Annotated in this window: 18 protein-coding genes; 5 read left to right on the top strand and 13 right to left on the bottom strand. The window is 61.2% G+C overall.

The window, feature by feature from the left end:
• Positions 1 to 117: 117 nt before the first annotated feature.
• The 6 genes from ACW55A_RS17400 to ACW55A_RS17375 all read right to left on the bottom strand — a co-directional run bounded on the left by ACW55A_RS17400 (position 118) and on the right by ACW55A_RS17375 (position 6303).
• Complete coding sequence (locus ACW55A_RS17400; protein WP_498811442.1) at positions 118 to 1362, bottom strand: heme biosynthesis HemY N-terminal domain-containing protein; 1245 nt, start codon at positions 1360 to 1362, stop codon at positions 118 to 120.
• Positions 1359 to 2480: a uroporphyrinogen-III C-methyltransferase gene (locus ACW55A_RS17395; RefSeq protein ID WP_003432677.1), complete on the bottom strand. Its 1122-nt coding sequence runs from the start codon at positions 2478 to 2480 to the stop codon at positions 1359 to 1361. Before ACW55A_RS17395 ends, ACW55A_RS17400 begins: the two co-directional genes overlap by 4 nt.
• A gap of 53 nt (positions 2481 to 2533) precedes the next feature.
• Positions 2534 to 3307, bottom strand: coding sequence for a uroporphyrinogen-III synthase (locus ACW55A_RS17390; RefSeq protein WP_046718746.1), 774 nt, complete (start codon positions 3305 to 3307; stop codon positions 2534 to 2536).
• Positions 3304 to 4245 carry a hydroxymethylbilane synthase gene (hemC, locus tag ACW55A_RS17385; protein ID WP_003318426.1) on the bottom strand — a complete coding sequence of 314 codons (942 nt, stop codon included), beginning with the start codon at positions 4243 to 4245 and terminating at the stop codon, positions 3304 to 3306. Before hemC ends, ACW55A_RS17390 begins: the two co-directional genes overlap by 4 nt.
• Before the next feature lie 232 nt (positions 4246 to 4477).
• On the bottom strand, positions 4478 to 5224 hold the full coding sequence (locus ACW55A_RS17380) for a LytR/AlgR family response regulator transcription factor (protein ID WP_003367710.1): 747 nt from the start codon (positions 5222 to 5224) through the stop codon (positions 4478 to 4480).
• Complete coding sequence (locus ACW55A_RS17375; RefSeq protein WP_003318424.1) at positions 5221 to 6303, bottom strand: sensor histidine kinase; 1083 nt, start codon at positions 6301 to 6303, stop codon at positions 5221 to 5223. The genes ACW55A_RS17380 and ACW55A_RS17375 overlap by 4 nt, the downstream gene beginning before the upstream one ends.
• A gap of 133 nt (positions 6304 to 6436) precedes the next feature.
• On the opposite strand from ACW55A_RS17375, the gene argH reads away from it, so the two are divergent.
• Positions 6437 to 7831 (top strand): argininosuccinate lyase, encoded by a 1395-nt coding sequence (argH, locus tag ACW55A_RS17370; RefSeq protein ID WP_455809397.1) that lies wholly within the window; start codon positions 6437 to 6439, stop codon positions 7829 to 7831.
• A gap of 433 nt (positions 7832 to 8264) precedes the next feature.
• The gene (locus tag ACW55A_RS17365; protein ID WP_003367703.1) at positions 8265 to 9506 is read left to right on the top strand and encodes a nucleoside recognition domain-containing protein; all 1242 of its coding nucleotides are present in this window, start codon (positions 8265 to 8267) and stop codon (positions 9504 to 9506) included.
• Positions 9507 to 9510: 4 nt separating this feature from the next.
• Here ACW55A_RS17365 and ACW55A_RS17360 read toward each other — a convergent pair whose 3' ends face one another.
• From ACW55A_RS17360 to ACW55A_RS17335, 6 genes are all read right to left on the bottom strand, one after another.
• Positions 9511 to 10704 (bottom strand): DUF5924 family protein, encoded by a 1194-nt coding sequence (locus tag ACW55A_RS17360; RefSeq protein ID WP_003367700.1) that lies wholly within the window; start codon positions 10702 to 10704, stop codon positions 9511 to 9513.
• A 95-nt stretch (positions 10705 to 10799) separates the two neighbouring features.
• Entirely contained in the window at positions 10800 to 12176 is a 1377-nt protein-coding gene (locus ACW55A_RS17355; RefSeq protein ID WP_099266995.1) for a M16 family metallopeptidase, read from the bottom strand.
• A gap of 57 nt (positions 12177 to 12233) precedes the next feature.
• A complete protein-coding gene (locus ACW55A_RS17350; protein ID WP_003367694.1) occupies positions 12234 to 13886 on the bottom strand; it encodes a Na/Pi cotransporter family protein in 1653 nt (550 codons plus the stop codon).
• A gap of 265 nt (positions 13887 to 14151) precedes the next feature.
• Positions 14152 to 14871 (bottom strand): class I SAM-dependent methyltransferase, encoded by a 720-nt coding sequence (locus ACW55A_RS17345; protein ID WP_003367692.1) that lies wholly within the window; start codon positions 14869 to 14871, stop codon positions 14152 to 14154.
• A gap of 253 nt (positions 14872 to 15124) precedes the next feature.
• Positions 15125 to 17101, bottom strand: coding sequence for a methyl-accepting chemotaxis protein (locus ACW55A_RS17340; RefSeq protein ID WP_003432666.1), 1977 nt, complete (start codon positions 17099 to 17101; stop codon positions 15125 to 15127).
• 185 nt (positions 17102 to 17286) lie between these two features.
• Positions 17287 to 18207, bottom strand: a complete 921-nt coding sequence (locus tag ACW55A_RS17335) for a LysR substrate-binding domain-containing protein (RefSeq protein ID WP_498811441.1) — start codon at positions 18205 to 18207, stop codon at positions 17287 to 17289.
• Between the two features lie 166 nt (positions 18208 to 18373).
• Here ACW55A_RS17335 and ACW55A_RS17330 point away from each other — a divergent pair, with 166 nt between their 5' ends.
• Complete coding sequence (locus tag ACW55A_RS17330) at positions 18374 to 19756, top strand: NorM family multidrug efflux MATE transporter (protein ID WP_498811440.1); 1383 nt, start codon at positions 18374 to 18376, stop codon at positions 19754 to 19756.
• Between the two features lie 12 nt (positions 19757 to 19768).
• On the opposite strand, the gene ACW55A_RS17325 is transcribed toward ACW55A_RS17330, so the two are convergent.
• Positions 19769 to 21334 carry a putative bifunctional diguanylate cyclase/phosphodiesterase gene (locus ACW55A_RS17325; RefSeq protein ID WP_498811439.1) on the bottom strand — a complete coding sequence of 522 codons (1566 nt, stop codon included), beginning with the start codon at positions 21332 to 21334 and terminating at the stop codon, positions 19769 to 19771.
• 303 nt (positions 21335 to 21637) lie between these two features.
• On the opposite strand from ACW55A_RS17325, the gene rep reads away from it, so the two are divergent.
• Both rep and ACW55A_RS17315 read left to right on the top strand, forming a co-directional pair.
• Positions 21638 to 23647 carry a DNA helicase Rep gene (rep, locus tag ACW55A_RS17320; protein ID WP_003401585.1) on the top strand — a complete coding sequence of 670 codons (2010 nt, stop codon included), beginning with the start codon at positions 21638 to 21640 and terminating at the stop codon, positions 23645 to 23647.
• 51 nt (positions 23648 to 23698) lie between these two features.
• Positions 23699 to 24268, top strand: a complete 570-nt coding sequence (locus ACW55A_RS17315) for a xanthine phosphoribosyltransferase (protein WP_044309668.1) — start codon at positions 23699 to 23701, stop codon at positions 24266 to 24268.
• Positions 24269 to 24706: the final 438 nt, after the last annotated feature.

Genomic DNA, 24706 nt, shown 5'->3' with positions numbered 1-24706 from the left:
AAGAACACACCGCTGCGTGGTTCTTTTACCCATGTATGTAGGACGATTCTTACGCATTGATCTTGACGGGCTGGTGAGGCAGCACGGAGAGCCCTCACCTAGGACTCTCCGGTGGTTTCAAGCCTTGGTCAGCACCGGCAGGGGCCGCGACAGAAGGCGCTCGTCCAGCAGGCCCAGGCCTTCCTGAAACAGCTGATTGCTGCGATCCGTCTCACCCAGTTGGCCCAGCAGACGAGCCAGCTCGGCGCAGGTTTCGGGATTGCGTTCCAGGCGCAGACTGCTCTCCAGATAATCCCGCGCCTTGCCCCACAGTCGGCCTTGCAGACAGATACGTCCCAGGCTCAACAACAGGCTTGGATCAGCCGGATGGTGCTTGAGCCGGCCTTCCGCCGTTTGCAGCTGCTTGAGCGGGTCACTGCCGCGAACCAGCCCGTACAGACGCGCCAGATGGCTGTTGTACTCGCGCTTGAGGGCGCTACGAAGCACCTCTTCAGCCTGAGCTTCGGCACCCAGACGGCGCAATTGATCGGCGTACGCCAGCACCAGTTGCGGCTCCTGGCGTTGCGCAGAGGCCAGCCCCTGCCAGGCGCTCTCCAGAGAAGGCAGGCCGGTCGGTGCGCCTTCGATGCCCTCGCGGTACGCCGCCAGGCTCAGGTTCTCGCCCCAGGCGCGGCGTTCCAGCTCGGCCAGCTCCTTGGCTGGTAGAACCTTGTCCTTGCGCAGTTCCGGCATCAGGCGGACCACGTCGGACCAGTCACCACGCTGCTGATACAGGCGTTGCAACTGACGAAGCACCTGAGGGTTGTGCGGATGACGCTCTTTCATGGCCAGCAGCGTGGTCAGCGCACCTTCGGTGTCGCCGCGATCCTGCTGCAACTGGGCGTGATTCAGGGCAATCGCCAGCTCTGCTTGTGGCTGACGCTCGAGCGCACGTTCCAGCAAGGCATCGCAGTCTTCGTAACGACCCTGCTCGTTGGCCGCGCGTGCAGCGCCGATGTAGTAGAGCAGCGGGTGAGTATCGGCTTCGGCCGCGCGTTGCAGATGACGCTGAGCGCTGGACCAGCGGCCCTCGGCAAGGTCCATCTGGCCTTGCTCGATAGCCATTTGCACGCGACGACGGCGGTTGCGACGCGACCATGGGTTAACCACGCGGCCCGAAGTCATCAGCAGGCTGATCAACAGTCTCAGCAGTGCGATCACCAGCAACGCGGCGACCAGCAGCGCCAGGGTCGCCCACAGGCTCGATTCGTAGCGGAAGTTCTGATAGGCGATCAGGACGTAACCGGAGTGCTCGGCGATGGCGACACCGATCAACGCCGCAGCGGCGATCGCGATGAATAACAGCACATAGAAGCGCTTCATCGGCTGGTCCCCTGTTGCGCCTCGGCTGGCTGGCCGGCGGCATGACGGCGTTCAAGGTAGGCCTGCACGGCGCTCAGGGTCGGTGCCAGATCCGGTGTCTTCACCGATACCGGCTGGCTGGCGACAGCATCAAGCCCCTGGCCGAGCGCTTTACCCTGTGGATCGTCCTGATCGAAGTTGGCTTTCAGAACGTTTTGCGCTTCAGTGATGGCCTTGGAATAAACCTCGGGCTCGCCGTTAAGCGCTGCCCACTGCGCCTGCTCCAGCGCCAGGCTCAGCGCCAGACGCACCTGCGAAAGGCTTTGGCCGGCGAGTACCGGGCGGATGTCCTTGTCGGCGTTGAAGTCGATGCGGAAGTAATGGGAGATCTCGTCCCACCACTGCGTCCATCGGCTGGATTCGGTCTTGTCGGCGGTCAGGCCCAACAGTGACTCGCCCTTGTCTTCGTATTCGGGGGCCAGCTTGTTGAGCTGTACAGCTTGCTCACGCAGAGCTGCGAGTTGCAGAAACAGCCCGGTGCGGTCCGGCTGCTCGATGCTGCGCAGGGCGGCAAGGCTCTTGGCCAATTGCTCGCGGGCAGCGAACGAGCCCGGATCGTCCTGCTCACGCAGAATTTCGTCGGCACCCTGAACCAGCGCCTGTGCACTGTTGATGTCCTGCAGCGCTGAAAGACGCAGGCTGGCCAGACGCAGCAGATGCTCGGCCTCGGCCAGACGCCAGTCCTTGCGGCTCGCCCCCAGTACGGTTTCGAGTCGCTGGCTGAGGCGCTGCTGATCGCCTTGCAGTTGCGCGACCAGACGTCGACTGTCTTCCAGCTGATTGGCTGGCGGGAATTGCGCGATGCGTGCGCTCAGCTGCTGGTCATTCTGCGCCAGTACCAGGGTCTGTTCGGCGATGTCCTCGACCTGCCCGCGCTGCTGCTGGTGCCCGGCCTGCAACATGCGCAGTTGCCAGACTCCCCAGCCGGCTACGGCGATACCGGCAATTGCCAGCAGCAAGGCCAGGAACACCAAGCCACTGTTGCGGCTGCCGGTGCGCTCGGTGCGGACTGGCTCAGGCTTGGATGCAGGCGTTTTCAACACCGATTCTTCGTCTTTAGGCAAGGCTGTTTCGCTCACGTATCCCATCCTTTGCATTTTGGCGTAATAGCGTAAACGACAGGTGTCGATCATTACGCCTTGACGGCAGGCTGAGGTTGTTCCCGCAACGCTGCCAGCAATGCCGCGGCGCTGGCGCCACGACAATCAATAACGGTCCTTGCTCCGGCTGCCCGCGCGATGCTGGCAACCCTGGGGCTCGGTACAAACAGCGGCAGATCGGCCAGGACCGGCCATGAATCCCCCGCCAACTGAAGCAAATGTTCAAAACCCTGCCCACTGCTGACCACCAGCCCGTTCAAGCGTTCCACCGCGACGCGTTGCGCCAGGGCGCCGGGCGCATGTTGCGGCAGGTAGCGACGATACAGCGGCAGGTAATCAACCCCCACCCCCAGCCCGCGCAGTTGCTCGGCCAGCAGTTCGCGTCCCTCGTCACCGCGCATGATCAACACACGGCTTCCCGGTACGGCAATCGCCTGTTTGAGGCGCGGCAGTTCAAGCAAGGCTTCGCTGTCGTCGCCCTGCTCCGGCCAGCTCGCATCCAGCCCGTAGTCGAGCAGTATCTGCCCGGTTGCTGAACCCACACTGAACCAGGGTTGCAGGGGCGGTTGCGGCCATACTTCGTCGATCAGCTCGATGGCCAGTCGCGCGGCAGGTTTGCTGACCACGATCACTGCACAATAATTGAGCAGATCGAAAATGATCGAACGCTGTGCAGGCGTCAAGGGCAAAGGCTCCGTTTCAAGCAGGGGCAGACTGCTGCTGAAGATACCGTCCTCGGCCAGCACCCTGGCCAGCGCTGCCGACTCTTCGGCCGGGCGGGTCAGCAGCAGACGCCAGCCACTCATTCGTTATTGGCCTCGCCGTAGACCGCTTTCAGGATGTCGGCGGCGCCCTGCTCCAGCAGCGCTTCGGCCACTTGCACACCCAGTGCCTGAGCGGATGTCTGAGGTGCCCGGGCATCCGCGTGCAGCAACACGCTGCCGGACGGATCGCCCACCAGGCCGCGCAACCACACGTCATCGCCTTCCAGCACGGCGTAGCAGGCGATCGGCACCTGACAGCCACCGTTGAGGTGCTTGTTCAGCGAACGCTCGGCAATCACGCGCACAGCAGTGTCTTCGTGATGCAGAGGGGCAAGCAGTGCATGAATTTCGGCGTCGACGCTGCGGCATTCGATACCCACCGCGCCCTGGCCACCGGCTGGCAGGCTGTCGTCGACACTGATTGCGGAAGTGATGCGGTCTTCGAAACCCAGGCGGATCAGGCCAGCGGCGGCGAGGATGATGGCGTCGTATTCGCCGGCATCCAGCTTGGCCAGACGGGTATTGACGTTGCCGCGCAGGAAGCGGATCTGCAGATCGGGTCGACGCGCCAGCAATTGGGCCTGACGGCGCAGGCTGGAGGTGCCGACAATGCTGCCGGCCGGCAACTGGTCCAGGCTGGCAAAGGTGTTGGAAACGAATGCATCGCGCGGGTCTTCGCGCTCGCAGATGCAGAACAGGCCCAGGCCTTGTGGAAAGTCCATTGGCACGTCTTTCATCGAGTGCACGGCGATGTCGGCGTTGTTTTCCAGGAGCGCGGTTTCCAGCTCCTTGACGAACAGGCCTTTGCCACCGATTTTCGACAGCGGGGAGTCGAGCAATTTGTCGCCACGGCTGACCATGGGTACCAGCGTCACGAGCAGGCCGGGGTGGGCCTGTTCCAGGCGGGCCTTGACGTATTCTGCCTGCCAGAGTGCCAGCGCGCTTTTGCGGGTGGCGATGCGGATTTCGCGAGAGGACATTGAACAATCCGTACTGAGTAAATGCGACGGATAATAACAGCTCAATCCCGGTCAGGGCGGCTTCGGCGCTGATTGCAACTTGCGTCAGACACTGAGCCGATCAATCAATCGGCAGTGCCTGAGGGGCGCATGGGAAAGGCTGCGCGTAGGCCAGCCGAAAAGCACATGGAGCCGGAATTCTCTCCCGTTCCATGACTCGGTCTGGGCGCAGAGGCTCCAGAGCGGCGAGGCGCTAGAGCTGCTGCATCATTTTGCGGACACCGGCTACGTGGCGGCGGCTGACGATCAACGCATCGCCATTGAGCCCTCTGAGGAACAGCTGGAAATGCCCCAGCGGGGTGCGCTGCAACCGTTCTATGCGCTCGCGGGCCACCAGCGCATTGCGATGGATGCGCACGAAACGGTCACCGAATTCGTCTTCCAGTGCCTTGAGCGGTTCGTCCAGCAGCACTTCGCCGCCCTCGTGACGCAAGGTCACGTATTTGTGATCGGCGATAAAGTAGATCACCTGATCCAGGGGAATCAGCTCGATGCCTTTGCGGGTACGCGCGCTGATGTGGCTGCGTGGCCCTGATCCGCTTTCGGCTGCCGGGCGGGTCAACGCCGCCAGTTGCACGCGGTTCGGCCGCTCGGCTTTTCGCAACGCTTCGACAAGGTGCTCGGGACGCACAGGCTTGACCAGATAGCCCACCGCACTGACCTGAAAAGCTTCCAGGGCGAACTCATCGTGGGCGGTGCAAAACACCACGGCAGGCGGTGCTTCCCGCTCGCACAGTCGGGCTGCGACCTGGAGGCCATCGAGACCCGGCATGCGGATATCGAGCAGCACTACGTCCGGTTTGTGGGTTTCGATCAGCGCCAAGGCTTCTTCGCCATTGGACGCGCTGGGTTCCAGTACTCGATAACCCTCGATTTCATTGACCATGCGGCTCAATCGCTCGCGGGCCAGGGGTTCGTCATCAACGATCAGGACATTCATATAGCTCTGGCTTCCTGCGTGAGTCTCGCACAAGGATAGCGTAGACAGGTGTAGTGACGACCGTCACGGCGCTCCACGCTCAGACTGGCATGCGGGCCAAAAAGTGCCGCAATTCGTGCGCCTATATTCGTCAGAGCCTGCTGAGTACCGTTGGAAGTCTGCCGATTGGCAACTTCTTCATAGGGATTGCTGACGCTCAATATGAACTCTCCCCCTTCATAGTTCGCTTCGACCGTTACAACGCCCCCTTCGACCCGCGGAGCAATGCCATAAATCAAAGCGTTTTCAAGTAATGGCTGCAAGGTTAGCTGGGGGATTGGCAAGTCATCGGGAATTGCACTCACCCTCCAGTCCAACTGTAGACGCTCGCCAAGACGATATTGCTCAATCGATAAATATCGTTTTGCCAATGCCAGCTCTTCACCCCATGTCACGAGGCTGCCCGGCTTGGCCAGACTGGCACGAAAAAGGTCCGAAAGATCGAGCACCGCCTGCTCGGCCTTGACCGGGTTGCTGGCCACCAGACTGGCGATACTGTTGAGTGTATTGAAGAGGAAGTGCGGGCGGATGCGCGCCTGCAGCGATTCGATCCTGGCGCGCAGCTCGCCCTGTTGCTGCTTGCGCCACTGACTCTGCAGATAGAAGTAACGCAGCATCAGGGCGGACATGATCAGGGCAATCGTCGAGTAGCGCAGATAACGCTCGACCATGCCGCTGACCGAAATTCGCCCGGTAAGCTGACAGACGTCGGTGACGGCTGTGCACAGCAGCGTCAGGCCGACCACCAGCAGGCAACTGAGCATGCCCGCCAGCCCCGGCGTCAATCGCGCCAGCCAGGGGCGCAACCCGCACAGCAGCGCTGCCGACAGCAGCACGATCCATTGCACGAACAGCGACATCAACGCCAGGCGTACCCAGTCGAAGCCGCTGCGCATCGGTTCCACCAGCACCAGAACCAGCACCAGCAGCTCGGCCAGCACGACGAGCACCAGCAATGCCTGCGGCAGGCACAGTTCAGGGAGGAAAAAGTCTTTGCCGGGCGCGGGCCGGGCATCATGTTTCACAGGTTCGATTCGCATGGCTCCAGTCTCTGCCCTGGCCTCGTCAGCGGCAAGCTGTCCGGGGATAAAAATGCATCAACCCTGTTATCATCGCGTTCGTTCTTGTGCCAGGTATCGGGCACGTCACTTTCAGTCAGCAACGAGCGAATCCATGAGCACCGACAAGACCAACCAGTCCTGGGGCGGCCGCTTCAGTGAACCCGTCGACGCGTTTGTCGCGCGTTTCACTGCCTCCGTCACCTTCGATCAACGCCTGTATCGCCATGACATCATGGGCTCCATCGCCCACGCTACGATGCTGGCCAAGGTGGGCGTACTGACCGACGCCGAGCGCGATACCATCGTTGACGGCCTGAACACCATCCAGGCCGAGATCGAGGCTAGCCAGTTCGACTGGCGCGTCGATCTGGAAGACGTGCACATGAACATTGAAGCACGCCTGACCGACCGCATCGGTATCACCGGCAAGAAGCTGCACACCGGTCGCAGCCGCAACGATCAGGTCGCCACCGATATCCGTCTGTGGCTGCGCGACGAAATCGACCTTATCCTCAGCGAAATCACACGTCTGCAGCAAGGCCTGCTGGGCCAGGCCGAGCGTGAAGCTGAAACCATCATGCCCGGTTTCACCCACTTGCAGACGGCCCAGCCGGTAACATTCGGTCACCATATGCTGGCCTGGTTCGAAATGCTCAGCCGCGACTACGAGCGTCTGGTGGATTGCCGCAAGCGTCTCAACCGCATGCCGCTGGGCAGCGCGGCGCTGGCGGGCACTACCTACCCGATCGACCGCGAGCTGACCTGCACACTGCTGGGCTTCGAGGTGGTGGGAGGCAACTCGCTGGACGGCGTATCGGATCGCGACTTCGCCATCGAATTCTGCTCGGCTGCATCCATCGCAATGATGCACCTGTCGCGCTTTTCGGAAGAGCTGGTGCTCTGGACCAGTGCGCAGTTCCAGTTCATCGACCTGCCGGACCGCTTCTGCACCGGCAGCTCGATCATGCCGCAAAAGAAGAACCCCGATGTTCCTGAACTGGTTCGCGGCAAGAGCGGCCGCGTGTTCGGTGCCCTGATGGGCCTGCTGACCCTGATGAAAGGCCAGCCCCTGGCTTACAACAAGGACAACCAGGAAGACAAGGAACCGCTGTTCGACGCCGCCGATACGCTGCGTGATTCGTTGCGTGCATTCGCCGACATGATCCCTGCGATCAAGCCCAAGCACGCGATGATGCGTGAAGCAGCGCTGCGCGGCTTCTCGACCGCCACCGATCTGGCCGACTATCTGGTCCGCCGTGGTCTGCCGTTCCGTGACTGCCATGAGATCGTCGGTCACGCGGTGAAATACGGTGTGGAAACCGGCAAGGACCTGGCAGAGATGAGCCTGGAAGAGCTGCGTCAGTTCAGCAACCAGATCGAACAGGACGTCTTCGCCGTGCTGACCCTGGAAGGTTCGGTGAATGCCCGTAATCACATCGGCGGCACCGCCCCCGAACAGGTCCGCGCTGCCGTCGTTCGCGGCCAGGAGCTGCTGGCCGGGCGCTGAAGATACCCCGCATAGCCCCTGATCATCATTCCCACGCCCCGCGTGGGAATGCCGATCCTGAGGGTGCGCCGCGGCCCGGATGTGTGAAGGATTCCATCGTTCCCATGCTCCGCGTGGGAATGCCGTTCTGGACGCTCCGCGTCCTATCCTGAGCGTGCGTAGCGCAACGGATATGTGACGCAGAGCGTCACGACCTGCATGCCAACGCAGAGCATTGGCACGATAGTGATCTCAAGGTTTCATCGTTCCCATGCTCCGCGTAGGAATGCTGTTCTGGACGCTCTGCGTCCTATCCTGAATGTGCGCCGCAGAGCGTCACAAAACGACCGTGTTCTCGTGCACCTATCGCTCCTACGACTCTTTCAGCACCTGCCGATTTCCCTCCGGCGCACCCCGCCGCTATCATCCCCGCTTCTTGTGGGGGACTTATCCGATGCTCAATGGCCTGTGGCTTGGTTTTTTTGTCGTGGCGACGATTTCCGCGCTGGTGCAGTGGCTGGTGGGCGGCAACGCCGGCATTTTTGCGGCGATGGTCGAAAGTATCTTTGCCATGGCCAAGCTGTCGGTCGAGGTCATGGTTCTGCTGTTCGGCACACTGACCCTGTGGTTGGGCTTTTTGCGCATCGCCGAGAAGGCCGGCATCGTCGACTGGCTGGCCAAGGTCCTCGGGCCGCTGTTTCTGCGCCTGATGCCGGAGGTGCCGCCCGGCCACCCTGCGCTGGGGCTGATCACCCTCAACTTCGCCGCCAACGCGCTGGGTCTCGACAACGCCGCCACGCCGATTGGCCTGAAGGCCATGCGCTCGCTACAGGAACTCAACCCGAGCAAGACCGCCGCCAGTAACGCGCAGATCCTGTTTCTGGTGCTCAACGCCTCATCCCTGACCCTGCTGCCGGTGACGATCTTCATGTACCGCGCCCAGCAAGGTGCGCCTGACCCGACCCTGGTATTCCTGCCGATCCTGCTGGCCACCAGTGTCTCGACCATCGTCGGCCTGCTGTCGGTCGCGTTCATGCAGCGTCTGCGCTTGTGGGACCCGGTGGTGCTCGCCTACCTCATCCCCGGCGCCCTGCTGCTGGGCACCTTCATGGCCTTTCTCGGCACGCTGTCGGCGGCTGCGCTGGCGGGTCTGTCGTCGATTCTGGGCAACCTCACGCTGTTCGGCCTGATCATGATGTTTCTGATCATCGGCACGCTACGCAAGGTACTGGTCTACGAGGCCTTCGTCGAAGGTGCGAAGGAAGGTTTCGACGTCGCCAAGAGCCTGCTGCCTTATCTGGTCGCCATGCTCTGTGCAGTGGGCGTGCTGCGCGCATCCGGCGCGCTGGACTTCGGCTTGGAAGGCATTCGGCATCTGGTGCAGTGGCTGGGGCTGGACACGCGCTTCGTCGATGCGTTGCCGACCGCGATGGTCAAACCCTTCTCGGGCAGCGCCGCCCGTGCCCTGTTAATCGAAACCATGCAGACCCAGGGCGTGGACAGCTTCGCTGCATTGGCCGCTGCCACGATTCAGGGCAGCACCGAGACCACGTTCTACGTCCTTGCCGTGTACTTCGGCGCCGTGGGCATTCAGCGCGCTCGCCATGCGGTGGGCTGCGCGCTGCTGGCCGAGTTTTCCGGTGTCGTGGCCGCGATCTTCGTCTGCTACTGGTTCTTCGGCGCGACCGCGACCTGAAACATTACTGCGCCGGAGCCTGAGGCGCAGACTCCGCGGGGGCTGCTTCGGCAGGCGCAGCCTCCTGCTTCTCCTGCTTCGGCTCATCAGCCGGTGCGGACTCAGGCGTAGTCTCTTCGGCCGAGTCGCCGCCCGGCTTGAGCTTGATTATCCGCCCGGTAGGTCGCTTGACTGCTGGCTGGTCATTGTCAGTGACGACAAAACGCAGCACGCCGATCATCTGGCCGTCCTCGGTCAGCACCCTCACCTGCCAGCGTCCTGTCACGTCCTCCGGGAAGTTTTGCTTGCGCGTCCAGGCGCGATAGCCTTCCTTACGGCCGCCGTGGATATCCAGCGCGATGCGGTCCATCTCTTCGCCTTCATGCCACCACACATGGTAGATACGCTCGTCCAGCCCGCGCGGCGCATTGATGGCGGTGTACGCATACAGGCCGCCGTTGCGCAGCTGCTTGGCGCTGATCAGCGAAATACTGTCGCCCGGCGTACGGTTCTTGTTATCGAAGTCCGGGCTCACCGCCACTTCAGTCAACCACAGCGTCGCAGGCGGCACCCAGGAGCGTAGCAACCAGCCCGCCGCGCCGATGGCCAGGATGATGCTGATCACGGCCAGTGCGCTGCGCCAGGTGTTGAGCGGGAAGTTGGACATCAGGCTGGGCGCCGACAGCAGCATCGCCACGCCCAGCGCCAGTTTGTAACTCTCGGCGGTGGTCAGGTGCAGGATGATCGGCAGCGCGGTCAGCAGTGCCGCGAACAGCGTCAGAGTGTGCAGCGTCATGAACAGCCAGCGTCTGGGCGCCAGCCATTTGTAGTAGAGGGGGTCGATGATCGAAATCAAACCGGCGGCGCCGAGCACCGCAGTGAACACCGCCTGACCACTGTTCCAGGTGGTGGTAATGAAAAAGAACGGCAGCACGAAGAACAGGCTTTCCTGATGGATCATCTGCGTGCCGTAGCGCAGCAAGCCCTGCGGAATCTCGCGGCCCAGCGCCTTGTTGAGCAACCCGACCATGGTGTTTTCGACCATCAGCCACAGCCAGCTGATCAGCATCACCACGGCAATCCAGGTGGCCAGTCCTGCCTGGCGATCGACCAGAATGAAACTGGCGATACCGGAAACGAAACCAAACGCTGCAATGAGCCCCGGGTAGCGCTGCATCAAGTTGAGCACGGGTGTCACATAGCGATTCACGTCAAGCATCGGAGGGGTCACTCGGTTCTGTTCATACAAAAAACGCGCTGTGTAACAAACGCAGCGCGGAGCCTGCACCCGGGGTGCAGTTCGGTGTCAGGATTCTATTTGCTGCGTACACGCCAGCGCCACAGGGCCAGCAGTGCCATGAAACCCAGTACTCCGCCAATCAGCCAATACAGACCGTCATAACTGAACAGTGGCTTTTCAATGCGCATGTAACCCGGCTGGGCAAGCAATTGGCGCATCGCCTGATTGGCCGTTTCCAGCTTCACCGCCTTGATCCGTTTGGCCGGATCCTCGAACCGCCCGTTTTCATAATCGTTGAGCGCGCTCCAATAGTAGTCGGCCAGCGCGCTATTGCCTTGTGTGGCCCATGACTGCCGGTCAATGGCGAGCTGTTGCAGCCGCGCAAACGTAGCGGGTTGCATGCCGTCTTTTTGCAGGCGCTCGACCAGACCGCGAATGTCGCGCTCGGCTTCATCGGCATCGTCACGTTCGACATCGGCGTTCAGGCTCAAAAACCCGACATCGCCGAACACTTCGCGCTCTGCCGAGGGGCCGTAGGACAAACTGTGTTTCAGGCGCAGCTCAGTGTAGAGCGCCCAGTCCAGATAGGCTTTGACCAGTTCCCAGGTTTCGTCGTGCTGGTCGTCGAGCTGCGGCTCTGGGTAGATCAGGTGCAGCTTGGCGCTCTCGCCCAGCCCGCCGCGCTCAAGCTCGCGGCGCGGTTCGGCCGAGCCGCTTCCCTGCGCCAGTGGCGGGTGGTCGATCGGGTCGGTGGGGGCGAGCTTGCCGTAGGTGCGCTCCAGATAGGCTGGCAGCAGCTTGTCCAGATCACCCACCACAATCAGCGTCATGTTGTTGGGGGCGTACCAGTTGGCGAAGATGTCTTCGATATGCTCCAGCTGGATGCCGTCCACCTCGGGACGTTCAGCGCATTTGAGGCCCAGCTCCACGGCCAGCTGGCTGCTGGCGCTGCGCCCGGAATCACGCCGGTCAAGCAGGCGCTGCAAGTGCGAAAAATGCCCGCCATCTTCGCGTTCGACCACGCGTTTGACGCCGTCCAGCCGCGCCTGGCTCAGCTCGGTTTTGGTCATGATCTCCAGCAGCAGGTCGAGCACCTTGCGCTGGTTGCGCGCAGGCGCTTCGATCACGAAGGTGGTGTCGGCGTTGCTGGTGAAGGCATTCCACTCGCCGCCCAGTGCCTGCATACGCTCCTCCAGCCCGCCTTCACCGCTGTCATCCACGCCGCTGAACAGCAGGTGTTCCAGCAGATGCGGCAGTTCCTTGTCCTGGCACGGGAAGTCATCGAAGCCGATACCTACCACCAGGCGGATGGCGACGTGACCCTTGTCATAACCGGGTTTGAGAATGACTTGCAAACCATTGGGCAGCAGATAGCCCTCGACCTGAAGACGGTCAAGGGCGAATGAGGGAAGTGAACCGAGGAGCAGACAAGCGAACAGCAGGCAACGCATAAAACAGCTTTCCTGGCGGGCCGGTATGTTTAACAGACTTCACCTCGGCCCTTACGTTCATAGCGATCTGTCGGCCTCGACCTCGCTCGACAAGGCTCCTGTGTCAGCGGTTTCCAGCACCACGTAAGCGCTGCTGCAAAACAGCGAGTTCAGACGCTTCATGTCGGCAATCAGTTCCAGGTGCAGCGAACTGGTTTCGATACTCTGGACCACCTTGTTGCGCAGCCGGCTGACGTGGGCGTGCGCCAGGCGTCGCTCCTCGGCCCTGAACTGGCGCTTCTCGCGCAACAACTGACGCGCGCTTTCGTGATCGCCGCTGAGGAACACCGAAAGGCCCAGGCGCAGGTTCGACTGTAATTGAATCTGCAGATCCGCAAGTTCTTCAAGACCGACTTCAGAGAAAGACCGGCGATGTGCCGTCTTCTGCTGCTGGATCTTGCGCAACATGCGTTCGATCAGGCCGCTGGCCAGCTCCAGGTTGATGGTCAGTTCGATGATCTCGGCCCAGCGCCGGTTGTCGTGCTCGCCGAGGTCTTCACGCGGCATCTGCGCCAGGTACAGCTTGATCGCGCTGTACAGCGCTTCGACGTCATCGTTGAGGCGGCGCACTTCCTGGGTCACCGCCGTTTGCGTGCCGCGCAGTACCGCCAGCATCGAGGCGAGCATGCTTTCGATAAGGTCGCCCATACGCAGGGTTTCGCGCACCGCGTTGGCCAGCGCAAGGCTGGGCGTCGACAGGGCGGTCAGGTCCAGATGACGCGGTTTGGCCAGGCCGCCGACTTCGTTCTGCTGGGGCAGCAGATACGAGCACAACCGCGCCATCGGGGCCACGGTTGGCAGCATGATCAGGCAGCGCACCGTGTTGTAGAGCAGGTGAAAGCCGATCACCAGTTCCTGCGGACTAAAGCCCAGCGTGTCGATCCAGGCAACCAGCGGATCGAGCACCGGAAAAATCAGCAGCAGGCCGAACAGTTTGTACAGCAGACTGCCCAGTGCCACCTGCCGGCCGGCAACGTTCTGCATGCTGGTACTGAGGAAGGCCAGCAGGCCGCTGCCGATGTTGGCCCCGATCACCAGGCCGATCGCCACCGGCAAGCCAATGACTTCGGTGCCTGCCAATGTGGCCGTCAGCAGCACTGCCGCCAGGCTGGAATAGGAGATCAGCGCGAACATGGCGCCCACCAGCGCATCCAGCAACAGGTCGCCGGTCAGCGAGGCGAACAGCACCTTGACCCCCGCCGCCTGGGTGATCGGTGCGGCAGCCGCGACGATCAGCTGCAAGGCCAGCACGATCAGGCCCAGGCCGATACCGACCCGTCCCAGTTGACCGGCACGGGTCTGCTTGCGCGACAGGAAAAACACTACGCCAAGGAAGATCAGCAGCGGCGACAGCCATGACAGATCGAAGGTCAGCACGCGAGACATCAGGGCGGTGCCGACATCGGCGCCAAGCATGATCACCAGCGCAGGCGTCAGCGTCATCAGCCCTTGGCCGACAAACGACGTCACCAGCATGGCGGTGGCGTTGCTGCTCTGCACCAGTGCCGTCACCAGAATGCCAGCTATGAACGCCAGCGGTCGTTTGGACATGTTCTGGCTGAGCACACGACGAAGTTGTGTACCGTAAACACGAAGGATGCCAGTGCGCACGATATGCGTGCCCCAGATCAGCAGGGCGACGGCGGATAGCAAATCGAGCAGGGTCAGCATGCGAAAAGCCCCCTGAGGTTTGCCTATACAGGCGATGAATTGAAAGATGCAGCGTGTAGCGAGCGGGGATGGATGAAACGCTCTACTAAGCTTTTAGTCGGCCATGGGCCTTGGCGCCAGCATCGCACAGCGCGGATTTCATTGAAATAAAAGTGTCATAAATCAGTATTTTGATATTGCTCGGGCATTCGCCATGAACCCGTCGCATGTGCCTCATGGCTGTTCACCCGCCCTGCCGCCCGCAGGCGGCGGAAACGTTACAGGGTCAATCCATAGTGTACGCAACGTTAGGGTCGAGTTTCATACCGACGGCCTTTGCGACGTGCATGCCTTTTTCATACGAAAACGATTTATCTGCTGTGGGCTGGAAGAACTCCACGAAATCCAGGCTGCGGCGACTGAACACGAACCCGCCGATGAGCGGCTGATTGACTGCATACAGATGCGGACACAGCGCCATCATCGACGAAGCAGGCACGCCGATCAGGTGTTCCTCAAGATCGCCGGTCTGTTGAGTTTCTTGCGGGTAAAACCACAGTGGCGTGCTGATGAACAGATAGGCATCCGGCCCCAGGCTGGAAAGCAATGTGCGCACCAGCCATCTCGCCGTATCGGCTGTCAGATGCTCGACGACATCCAGCAGACAGATTATCCGGTACTGGGCCAGCCGCTCGGATGACAGCTCTTGAGCAAGGCCGTGCCAGATGTTGCGGTAGGTAGCGTTCTCATGCAGCTGCGAATTCTGGCAGTTGGCTTCCCAGCCATCGATGCCGTCCACCGACCAGTGCGCCGTGTCCGGGTTTGCCTTGATCAACGCGCCCAGTGTTCCAGAGCCGAACCCGATATCCAGCACTTCAACATCGCTGCTGAGGTCTTTCAGGATATGGAAAATCATCGCCTTGGGAGAGACCGAGTCGCCTTCCACATGGCCGGTTGCAGGCGCGAAGCCTTCTGTAGGCTGATAGTTTTCAACATATTGCTTCATTGTCTGGATCCTTGACGATGGTTAGGGAGGCGGGGTTTACCGTAGATCCTGTTGAAGCATCCGCATTGGGGTGTAGGAGGAGTATAGGGGGGGTCGAGTGCCTGGCCTTTAATCCTGCAAACTGACCAGAAACGCTTGGTGACACGAGTGGCGCCTGTAGCTGCATAGCAGGCTTTGGCGGGTATTCAGAACCTGACGCAAGCGTCTGGTACAGCGTGCCAACGCTGAGCATTGGCACACTGTTCGGTCAGTCTTATCGGAACCGGTCAACCTCGTGACGCAGTTCTGTAGCCAGGCCATTCAGCTCCTGGGCAGTGATGGCGAGGTTGGACATGACCTGGCGCTGTTCGCTGTTGGCCATGGCGATGCTTTGCAGGTTGCTGCTGAGCATGGTCGCGGTGCTGCTTTGTTCCTGGGTGGCGGTGGTGATAGCGGCGAACTGGTGACCGGCCGAGCGGCTTTGCTCGTCGATCTGGGCCAGTGCGGAGGCCACTTTGGCGTTGAGCGACAGGCCTTCCTGCATCAGTGTGTTGCCCTGCTGCATGGTGCTGATGGCGTTTCCGGTTTCTTGCTGGATGCTGGCGATCATGCCGGAAATCTCATCGGTGGCTTCACGGGTGCGCGAGGCCAGGCTGCGGACTTCGTCAGCCACCACGGCAAAGCCGCGACCCTGCTCACCGGCGCGTGCGGCCTCGATGGCAGCGTTGAGCGCGAGCAGGTTGGTCTGGTCGGCAATCGAGGTAATCACCCCGACGATGCTGCCGATTTCCTGCGAGCGCTGACCCAGCGTGTCGATGACTTTCGCGGTGCTGCTCAGCGAAGTGGCGATCTGTTGCAGCGACGACGAAGCCTCTTCCATCGAAGTACGACCAATGCGTGTCTGCTGGGCATTTTCCTGTGCCAGTCGTTCGGTATTGCCCATGTTGTCGGCGATGTTCATCGACGTGGCGCTGAACTCTTCGACCGCACCGGCCATGCTGGTGATCTCGCCGGATTGCTGCTCCATGCCCTCGAACGCACCGCCCGACAGGCCGGACAATGCGTTGGCGCGGGTGCTGACTTCCTGCGCCGCAGTACGGATATGCGCGACCATCGATGACAACGCTTCGCTCATCTTGTTGAAGCTGCCCGACAACTGCCCGATCTCGTCATTGCTGGTCACATTCAGGCGTACGCTGAGGTCGCCTGCACCCAGTGCGTCGGCCTGGCGTACCAGTTCGGACAGTGGACGCAGCTTGCTGCGCAACAGCCAGATGGCACTGATCACCGCGATCAGCATGGCCAGCAGACTGCCGATCGCCAGTTGCGTGCCGACGTGCCAGGTCACTTCACTGATTTCCTTGCGCGGCATGCTGGCGATGACGGTCCAAGGGCCGCCAGCGAACGGCTGGCCGACGCTGTAATAGTTGTCATCACCGTCATCCCAGAACTGCGCCTTGCCCGGCTTGCTGGCAAGGTCGGCCACTGACTTCGCGGCACCGTCGAGGGATTTGACGCCTGCCGGTGGCACCAGCCAGGTGCCCTTGTCGTCGAGCAGCGCCAGCGAGCCGGTAGAGCCGATACGGAAGCTCTTGAGGTTATCGAACTGGGTCTTCTGTGCATCGGTGTAATCGAACCCTACAAACAGCGCCGCAATGATCTTGCCGCTGCTGTCGCGAACCGGGCTGTACTGGGTCATGTAGTAGCGATCGAACAACACCGCCTTGCCGACATAGCTCTGCCCGGCCATCAGACGCTCGTAGGCTGCGCCCTTGCGATCCAGTACCGTGCCGATGGCGCGCGTGCCATCCTGCTTGCTCAGGGAGGTGCTGATACGGATGAAGTCGTCGCCGCTGCGCACGAAAATGGTTGCCACACCTGCGGTCATCGAGCGGAATTCGTCGACTTCGGTAAAGTCGTTGTTCAGCACGGCATCACGCAGGAACAGGCCTGGCGTGGACGTGCCCGCCACCGTGACCGGCTTGTCGGGTTGCAGGCTCAGGCCATCGGCGAAGCGTTTTTCGAACAGTCCACTCAGGCGCTGAGTGCTGTCGCGCAGCGTGCTGTGGAAGGTGTTGAGCTGGTCAGCGAGGAGCCTGGCTTCACTCGACATGTGCTCTTCACGAATGACCAGGTTGGACGCGTCCAGAGACCTCAACGCGAACAGGGTACTACCACTGATAACCACCGCCAGGATCACGGCCAGAGCAATACCAAGTTGCGAAGCAATTCGGGTACGAGGCTTGGACATAGAGACTCCGTGCCGAATGATTGGAGTTGCCGGGTCCGTGGCTTATCATTCAGCTGATAGATTTAGTTGGTGTTTTACGCCGTTTGAACGAGCAATCGTTAAGCAATGCTTCGGCCATCAAGGTCGTTACTTGAGAGCGGAGCGAGACATTAACAAATGATGGCAGTTCAATACTAAACTAAATTTTAATAGAGTACTTCAACTAACGGCAACTTCATGGCGCCCACCTCCGCCTTGAGAAAATCGCTGAGGCGTCGCAACCGCTCTGCGCCGGGCCTTGTACGCGGCCAGACCAGATAATAGTTTTCGCCACTGAACACCGCCGTGCGCCACGGCAGACTCAGACGGGCCTGTGCCACGTCCTCGGCGACCATCAGCAGATCACCCATCGACACACCGTAGCCACGTGCGGCGGCAATCATTCCCAGCTCAAGGGTGTCGAATACTTGCCCGCCTTTGAGCGACACCTGATCGGCCAGACCCATGCGGTTCAGCCAGGTGCGCCAGTCACGACGATCAGGAGTGGGGTGCAGCAATTCAGCCTTTGCCAGCCGCTCCACGTCCCATGGAGGGTCCTGCAACAACGTGGGTGCGCCGACCGGAATCAGCAGCTCGGGAAACAATAATGTGGCGTCCCAGTCCGACGGGAAATGACCCTGGCTGAGCAGAATCGCGCAGTCAAAAGGCTCCTGGGTAAAGTCCACCGCATCGATTTCCATCCACGCGCTGGTCAGTTGCACTTCGTTGCCCACCTGCAGGTGACGGAAACGGCTGAGCCGCGCGAGCAGCCAGCGCATGGTCAGGGTCGACGGGGCTTTCATGCGCAGAATGCCCTCCTCGGTCTGCAAGGTGCTGCAGGCGCGTTCCATTGCCAGGAACCCATCGCGCACACCGGGCAACAGCGCGCGTGCCGATTCGGTGAGCTGCAAGTTACGCCCGTTACGCTGAAACAAGCGGCAGGCAAAGTGCTCTTCCAGCGTACGAATATGACGGCTTACTGCACTTTGGGTGATCGAAAGTTCCTCGGCTGCGCGGGTAAACGAGGTATGCCGCGCAGCCGCTTCAAAAGCCCTTAGTGCATAAAGAGGGGGGAGACTGCGAGGCATGGGGCGCTTCCTGCGGACGATGAACGGCTACTTTACTGCAAATGCTGAAAATTGCTTCAGATGAGTTTTAGTCATGCTGAGCATCGGATTTATCGTTTTGTGTTTAGTCGAGCAACTGCCCAGAATACGTCGCTCAATCGTCCCTTTGCCGTAGAGCACCGTCACCATGCAGCCGTCCGCCCTCAAAGAACTCTGGATCATCCTGCGCCTGGCGGGGCCGCTGATTGCGTCACAGATGGCGCACATGCTGATGGTCTTCACCGACACCGTGATGATGGGCAAGATCGGACCGGAGGCTTTGGCGGGCGGTGGTCTGGGCGCTGCCACGTACAGCTTTGTGTCGTTCTTTTGCGTCGGCGTGATGGCAGCGGTCGGTACGCTGGTCTCGATCCGTCACGGTGCTGGTGACGCTGAAGGCGCGACCCGTCTGACCCAAGCCGGTCTGTGGCTGGCCTGGGGCATGGCGCTGGTTGCCGCGCTGTTGCTGTGGAACCTCGAACCCATCCTGTTGCAGTTCGGTCAGGCCGAAGCCAACGTGCATATGGCGGCTCAATTTCTGATCACCTTGGCCTTCGCCCTGCCCGGCCTGCTCAGCTTCATGGCATTGCGCGGCTTCACCAGCGCACTGGGTCGCGCGGGGCCGGTGATGACCATCAGCCTGGCCGGTGCGGCAGCGAACTTCGTGCTCAATTACGCATTGATCCATCAATGGCTGGGACTGCCCAACCTCGGGCTGATGGGGATCGGGCTGGTCACCGCGATCGTCACCAACTGCATGGCCCTGGCCCTGGCGCTGCATATCAGGTGGCATCCGGCTTACGCGGCGTACCCGATCAGAAAGGGGCTTTCGAAACTGTCGCGCAGTCATCTGGGCGAGCTGTGGCGGCTCGGTCTGCCGATTGGCGGAACCTATGCAGTGGAAGTCGGCCTGTTCACCTTTGCCGCGTTCTGCATGGGCGCGATGGGCAGCACGCAGATGGCGGCGCACCAGATCGCCCTGCAGACCGTGTCCATGGCGTTCATGGTTCCGGTGGGGATGTCCTATGCGGTCACCATGCGTATCGGCCAGCATTATGGCGCGGGCAACCTGGTGATGGTGCGCATGGCCGGTCGTCTGGGCATCGGTTTTGGCGGCTGTGTGATGCTGATGTTCGGGCTGCTGTTCTGGCTGGCACCGCATCTGGTCATCGGTCTGTTTCTGGATATCAACGACCCGGCGTTTGCCGAGATCGTCGTACTGGCGGCAAAACTGCTGGCCATTGCCGCCCTGTTCGAGTTCTTCGACGGCACCCAGACCATTGCCATGGGCGCCATTCGTGGGCTCAAGGATGCACGCACCACCTTCCTGATCGGCCTGGGTTGCTACTGGCTGATCGCCGCGCCTGCCGCGTGGTTGCTCGGTTTCTCTACCGATGCCGGCGCTTCGGGCGTGTGGTGGGGGCTGGCGCTGGGCCTGTTCTGCTCGGCCGTGGCGCTGACCTACGCGTTCGAATGGAAGACGGCTCGGCTGTTGCGTCGGGACGCGGCCGGGGTGGCGGTGCCGGGCTGATCCGGCGCACCGTCACCCGGATCTGGATGTATCTGCGTGCACGGCTTGCGAGCGCAGATAGGTCACCAGTTCTTCCACCGGCAGTGGCCTGCTGATCAGATAGCCTTGCACCTGATTGCAGCCGAAACTGCGCAGCAACTCCAGTTGCCCGGCGGTTTCCACGCCCTCGGCGACTACTTCCAGGTTCAGGTTGTGCGCCAGATTGATCATGGCGTTGACCAGCTTGCGGTTCTCTTCGCGTAACTCCATCTGCGCGACAAAGCCCATGTCGATCTTGAGCAGCGCGATGGGCAGGCTGTTGAGGTGCATGAACGACGAATAGCCGGTGCCGAAATCATCCAGCGAAAAGCGCACGCCCAGTTGCCGCAATGCGTCCATGGTCTGCCGGACCTGGTCGCTGCGCCGCATGACGGCGGTTTCGGTCAGTTCGAATTCCAGCCAGCGCGCGTCGACATCGTGTTCCGCGATGAGGCGATTCAAGGTCGGCAGCAGCTGGCTGTCCTGAAACTGCCGGAACGACAGATTGATCGCCATGTGCAGTGGGGCAAAGCCTTGTTCGCGCAGGGCCTGCATGTCACGCAGTGCGCGGAAGATGACCCAGTAGCCGAGCGGCACGATCAGTCCGCTTTGCTCGGCCAGTGGCACGAATTCGCTGGGCGGCAGCAGCCCGCGTTGCTGATGGCGCCAGCGCACCAGCGCTTCCAGGCCGACAATACGCCCGCTGTCCAGGCACAGACGCGGCTGGTAATGCAGTTCCAGCTCATCGCGGCGCAAGGCGCGTCGCAGTTCACCTTCCAGATCGGCGAGGCTGCGGGCGTTGCGGTTGATGCGCTCGTCGAACAGGTGATAGGTACAGCCCTGCATGCTCTTGGCCTGACGCATGGCGATATGCGCATGCCACATCAGCGGGTCGGCTTCGGGCTGGGCTTGCGAATGCGCAATGCCCAGGCTGCAACCCAGCAGCAGGCTTTCGCCATCGACCCAATAGGGTTCGGCCAGCACGTCAGTGATACGTTCGGCCATTTGCAGGGCACGTTCGGGGGTTGCTCGGGTGTCAATCAACAGGGCGAATTCGTCGCCCCCCAGGCGGGCGATCTGATCACCGGCATCGAGCTGGTTTTTCAAGCGCGCCACGACTTGCAGGATCAGCCGGTCACCGGCCTGATGCCCCAGTGCATCGTTGGCGCGGCGAAAATTGTCCAGGTCCAGATGCCCCAGCGCAACACTGCCGCCTTCGCTCAAGCGCGCCGAGAGCAGCGCCTGAAATCCCTGGCGGTTGGCTATGCCGGTCAACGGGTCCTGGCCGACCAGGCGTCGCAGGCTGTCTTCCAGGCGACTGCGCTCGTGGACATAGCGCAGGCAGCGCCGAAGCGTGTCACCGGTCAAGGCATCGCGCACCAGCCAGTCACTGACGCCGGTCGGTCCGACCAATGGTTCGGTCTCGAGCAGCACCACGGTAGGCAACAGGCAGGCCCCGGTCCTGGGCTGCAGATCAGGGGTGGTCAGCAGCACGGTATTGCGCTCGTTAGCGTATCGGGCGCTGAAAACGTCCCAGTTCGCGCCATGCAGAAGTATCACGTTGCTTCCCGGCGCAGTGAGGCAGCCGCTAAGCAGCGCCTGCCAGAAGGGCTCGTGCGCCAATAACAGCAATCGCAAGGGTTCGACAGGTGTAGGCAATCTAACTTCCTAAGTGCAAAGGAAAAACCGGTGGCCGCACTCTCGCAGGAGCGCGACAAATACACGTATCGCGCGTCGCGGCGCAAATGTAACAAAAACAGAAGAATTAGATAGCTGTCACTGTCCGACGACGATGAGCACTGCACAAAGCCGTGGGCCTGTTAAAATGCCCGACCTTTTTTGCAGACGACTCTTCATATCGCCATGTCCCGACTCAATCCCCGGCAGCAGGAAGCCGTGAACTACGTCGGCGGCCCTCTTTTGGTGCTCGCCGGTGCCGGTTCCGGCAAGACCAGCGTGATCACCCGCAAGATCGCTCATCTGATCCAGAACTGCGGTATTCGTGCCCAGTACATTGTCGCCATGACCTTTACCAACAAGGCCGCGCGCGAGATGAAAGAGCGGGTTGGCACGCTGCTCAGAGGCGGCGAAGGACGTGGCCTGACGGTTTCGACCTTCCACAACCTGGGTCTGAACATCATCCGCAAGGAGCACACGCGGCTGGGCTACAAACCGGGCTTCTCGATCTTTGACGAGACCGACGTCAAGGCGCTGATGACCGACATCATGCAGAAAGAGTATTCCGGCGACGACGGCGTCGACGAAATCAAGAACATGATCGGCTCATGGAAAAACGACCTGATCCTGCCCGCCGAGGCGCTGGAAAACGCCCGCAATCCCAAAGAACAGACCGCCGCCATCGTCTACACCCACTATCAGCGCACGCTCAAGGCGTACAACGCCGTGGACTTCGACGATCTGATTCTGTTGCCGGTCAAGCTGTTCCAGGAACACGCTGACATCCTGGAAAAGTGGCAGAACAAGGTGCGTTACCTGCTGGTCGACGAATATCAGGACACCAACGCCAGCCAGTACCTGCTGGTGAAGCTGCTGATCGGCACGCGCCATCAGTTCACCGTGGTGGGCGACGACGACCAGTCGATCTACGCCTGGCGTGGTGCGCGGCCGGAAAACCTGATGCTGCTCAAGGACGACTACCCGTCGTTGAAAGTGGTCATGCTGGAGCAGAACTACCGTTCCACCAGCCGAATCCTGCGCTGCGCCAACGTGCTGATCTCCAACAACCCGCACGCCTTCGAAAAACAACTGTGGTCCGAGATGGGCCATGGCGACGAGATCCGCGTGATCCGCTGCCGTAACGAAGACGCCGAGGCCGAGCGGGTGGCCATGGAAATCCTCACCCTGCACCTGCGCACCGACCGCCCGTACAGCGATTTCGCCATCCTCTATCGCGGCAACTACCAGGCCAAGCTGATCGAGCTGAAATTGCAGCACCACCAGGTGCCGTATCGACTGTCGGGCGGCAACAGCTTTTTCGGTCGTCAGGAAGTGAAGGACCTGATGGCCTATTTCCGGCTGCTGGTGAACCCGGACGACGATAACGCCTTCCTGCGGGTGATCAACGTTCCGCGTCGCGAGATCGGCTCGACCACGCTGGAAAAGCTCGGTAATTACGCCACCGAGCGCAAAGTGTCGATGTACGCCGCCACCGACGAGATCGGCCTGGGCGAGCATCTGGACAGCCGATTCACCGACCGTTTGCAACGCTTCAAGCGCTGGATGGACGGCGTGCGTCAGCAGTGCGCGCAGAACGATCCCATCGCCGCGCTGCGCAGCATGGTCATGGACATCGACTACGAGAACTGGCTGCGGCAGAACAGCTCCAGCGAAAAGGCTGCCGATTACCGGATGAGTAACGTCTGGTTCCTGATCGAGGCGCTGAAAAACACGCTGGAGAAGGACGAAGAAGGTGGCATGACCATCGAGGAAGCCATCGGCAAGCTGGTCCTGCGCGACATGCTCGAACGTCAGCAGGAAGAGGAAGACGGAGCTGAAGGTGTGCAGATGATGACCTTGCACGCCTCCAAGGGTCTGGAATTCCCTTACGTGTTCATCATGGGCATGGAAGAAGAAATCCTGCCGCACCGCTCCAGCATCGAAGCCGACACCATCGAAGAAGAGCGCCGCCTGGCCTACGTGGGCATCACCCGCGCACGGCAGACCCTGGCCTTCACCTTCGCCGCCAAGCGCAAGCAGTATGGTGAAATCATCGACTGCGCGCCGAGCCGCTTTCTGGATGAGCTGCCCCCGGACGATCTGGCCTGGGAAGGCAATGACGACACCCCGACGGAAGTCAAAGCGGTTCGCGGCAACACTGCGCTTGCCGACATTCGCGCCATGCTGAAACGCTAGCCGACACAATATTGATCATTTATTGCGCAATGGCGCAGCCAAGGAATTGAAGTGGAAGCACTGCACAAGAAAATTCGCGAAGAAGGCATCGTATTGTCCGATCAGGTGCTGAAGGTCGATGCGTTTCTCAACCATCAGATCGATCCGGCCCTTATGAAGGAAATCGGCGACGAATTCGCCCGACTGTTCGCCGACGCTGGCGTGACCAAGATCGTGACCATCGAAGCTTCCGGTATCGCGCCGGCAGTCATGGCAGGCTTGAAAATGGGCGTGCCGGTGATCTTCGCCCGCAAGCACCAGTCCCTGACCCTGACCGAAAACCTGCTGTCGGCGACCGTGTACTCGTTCACCAAGCAGGTGGAAAGCACTGTGGCAATCTCGCCGCGCCATCTGAGCAGCGACGACAAGGTGCTGATCATCGATGACTTCCTGGCCAACGGCAAAGCTTCGCAGGCGCTGATCTCGATCATCAAACAGGCCGGCGCCACGGTAGCCGGGCTGGGCATCGTGATCGAAAAATCCTTCCAGGGCGGCCGCGCCGAGCTGGACGCCCAGGGCTATCGCGTTGAATCCCTGGCGCGGGTCGAATCCTTGGCCGGTGGGGTTGTGACGTTCAAGTAAGCCCCTCGAGGGCGGACGCGGAGCGTCCGGAACGGCATGCGACGCGGAGCGCCGCACGATAGTTGCGATGATCGTTCTCACGCTCCAGCGTAGGAATGCAGGTCTCGACGCTCTGCGTCGCCAAGAGGACGCAGAGCGTCCGGAAAGGCATGCGACGCGGAGCGCCGCACGATAGTTGTGATGATCGTTCCTCACGCTCCAGCGTGGGAATGCAGGTCTCGACGCTCTGCGTCGTCAAGAGGACGCAGAGCGTCCGGAAAGGCATGCGACGCGGAGCGCCGCACGATAGTTGCGATGATCGTTCCGCACGCTTCAGCGTGGGAATGCAGGTCTCAACGCTCTGCGTCGTCAAGAGGACGCGGAGCGTCCGGAAAGGCATGCGACGCGGAGCGCCGCACGATAGTTGTGATGATCGTTCCTCACGCTCCAGCGTGGGAA

It is taken from the genome of Plantibacter cousiniae (nom. nud.) (assembly GCF_977070315.1).
This window is presented reverse-complemented; position numbering and strand designations above follow the sequence as displayed.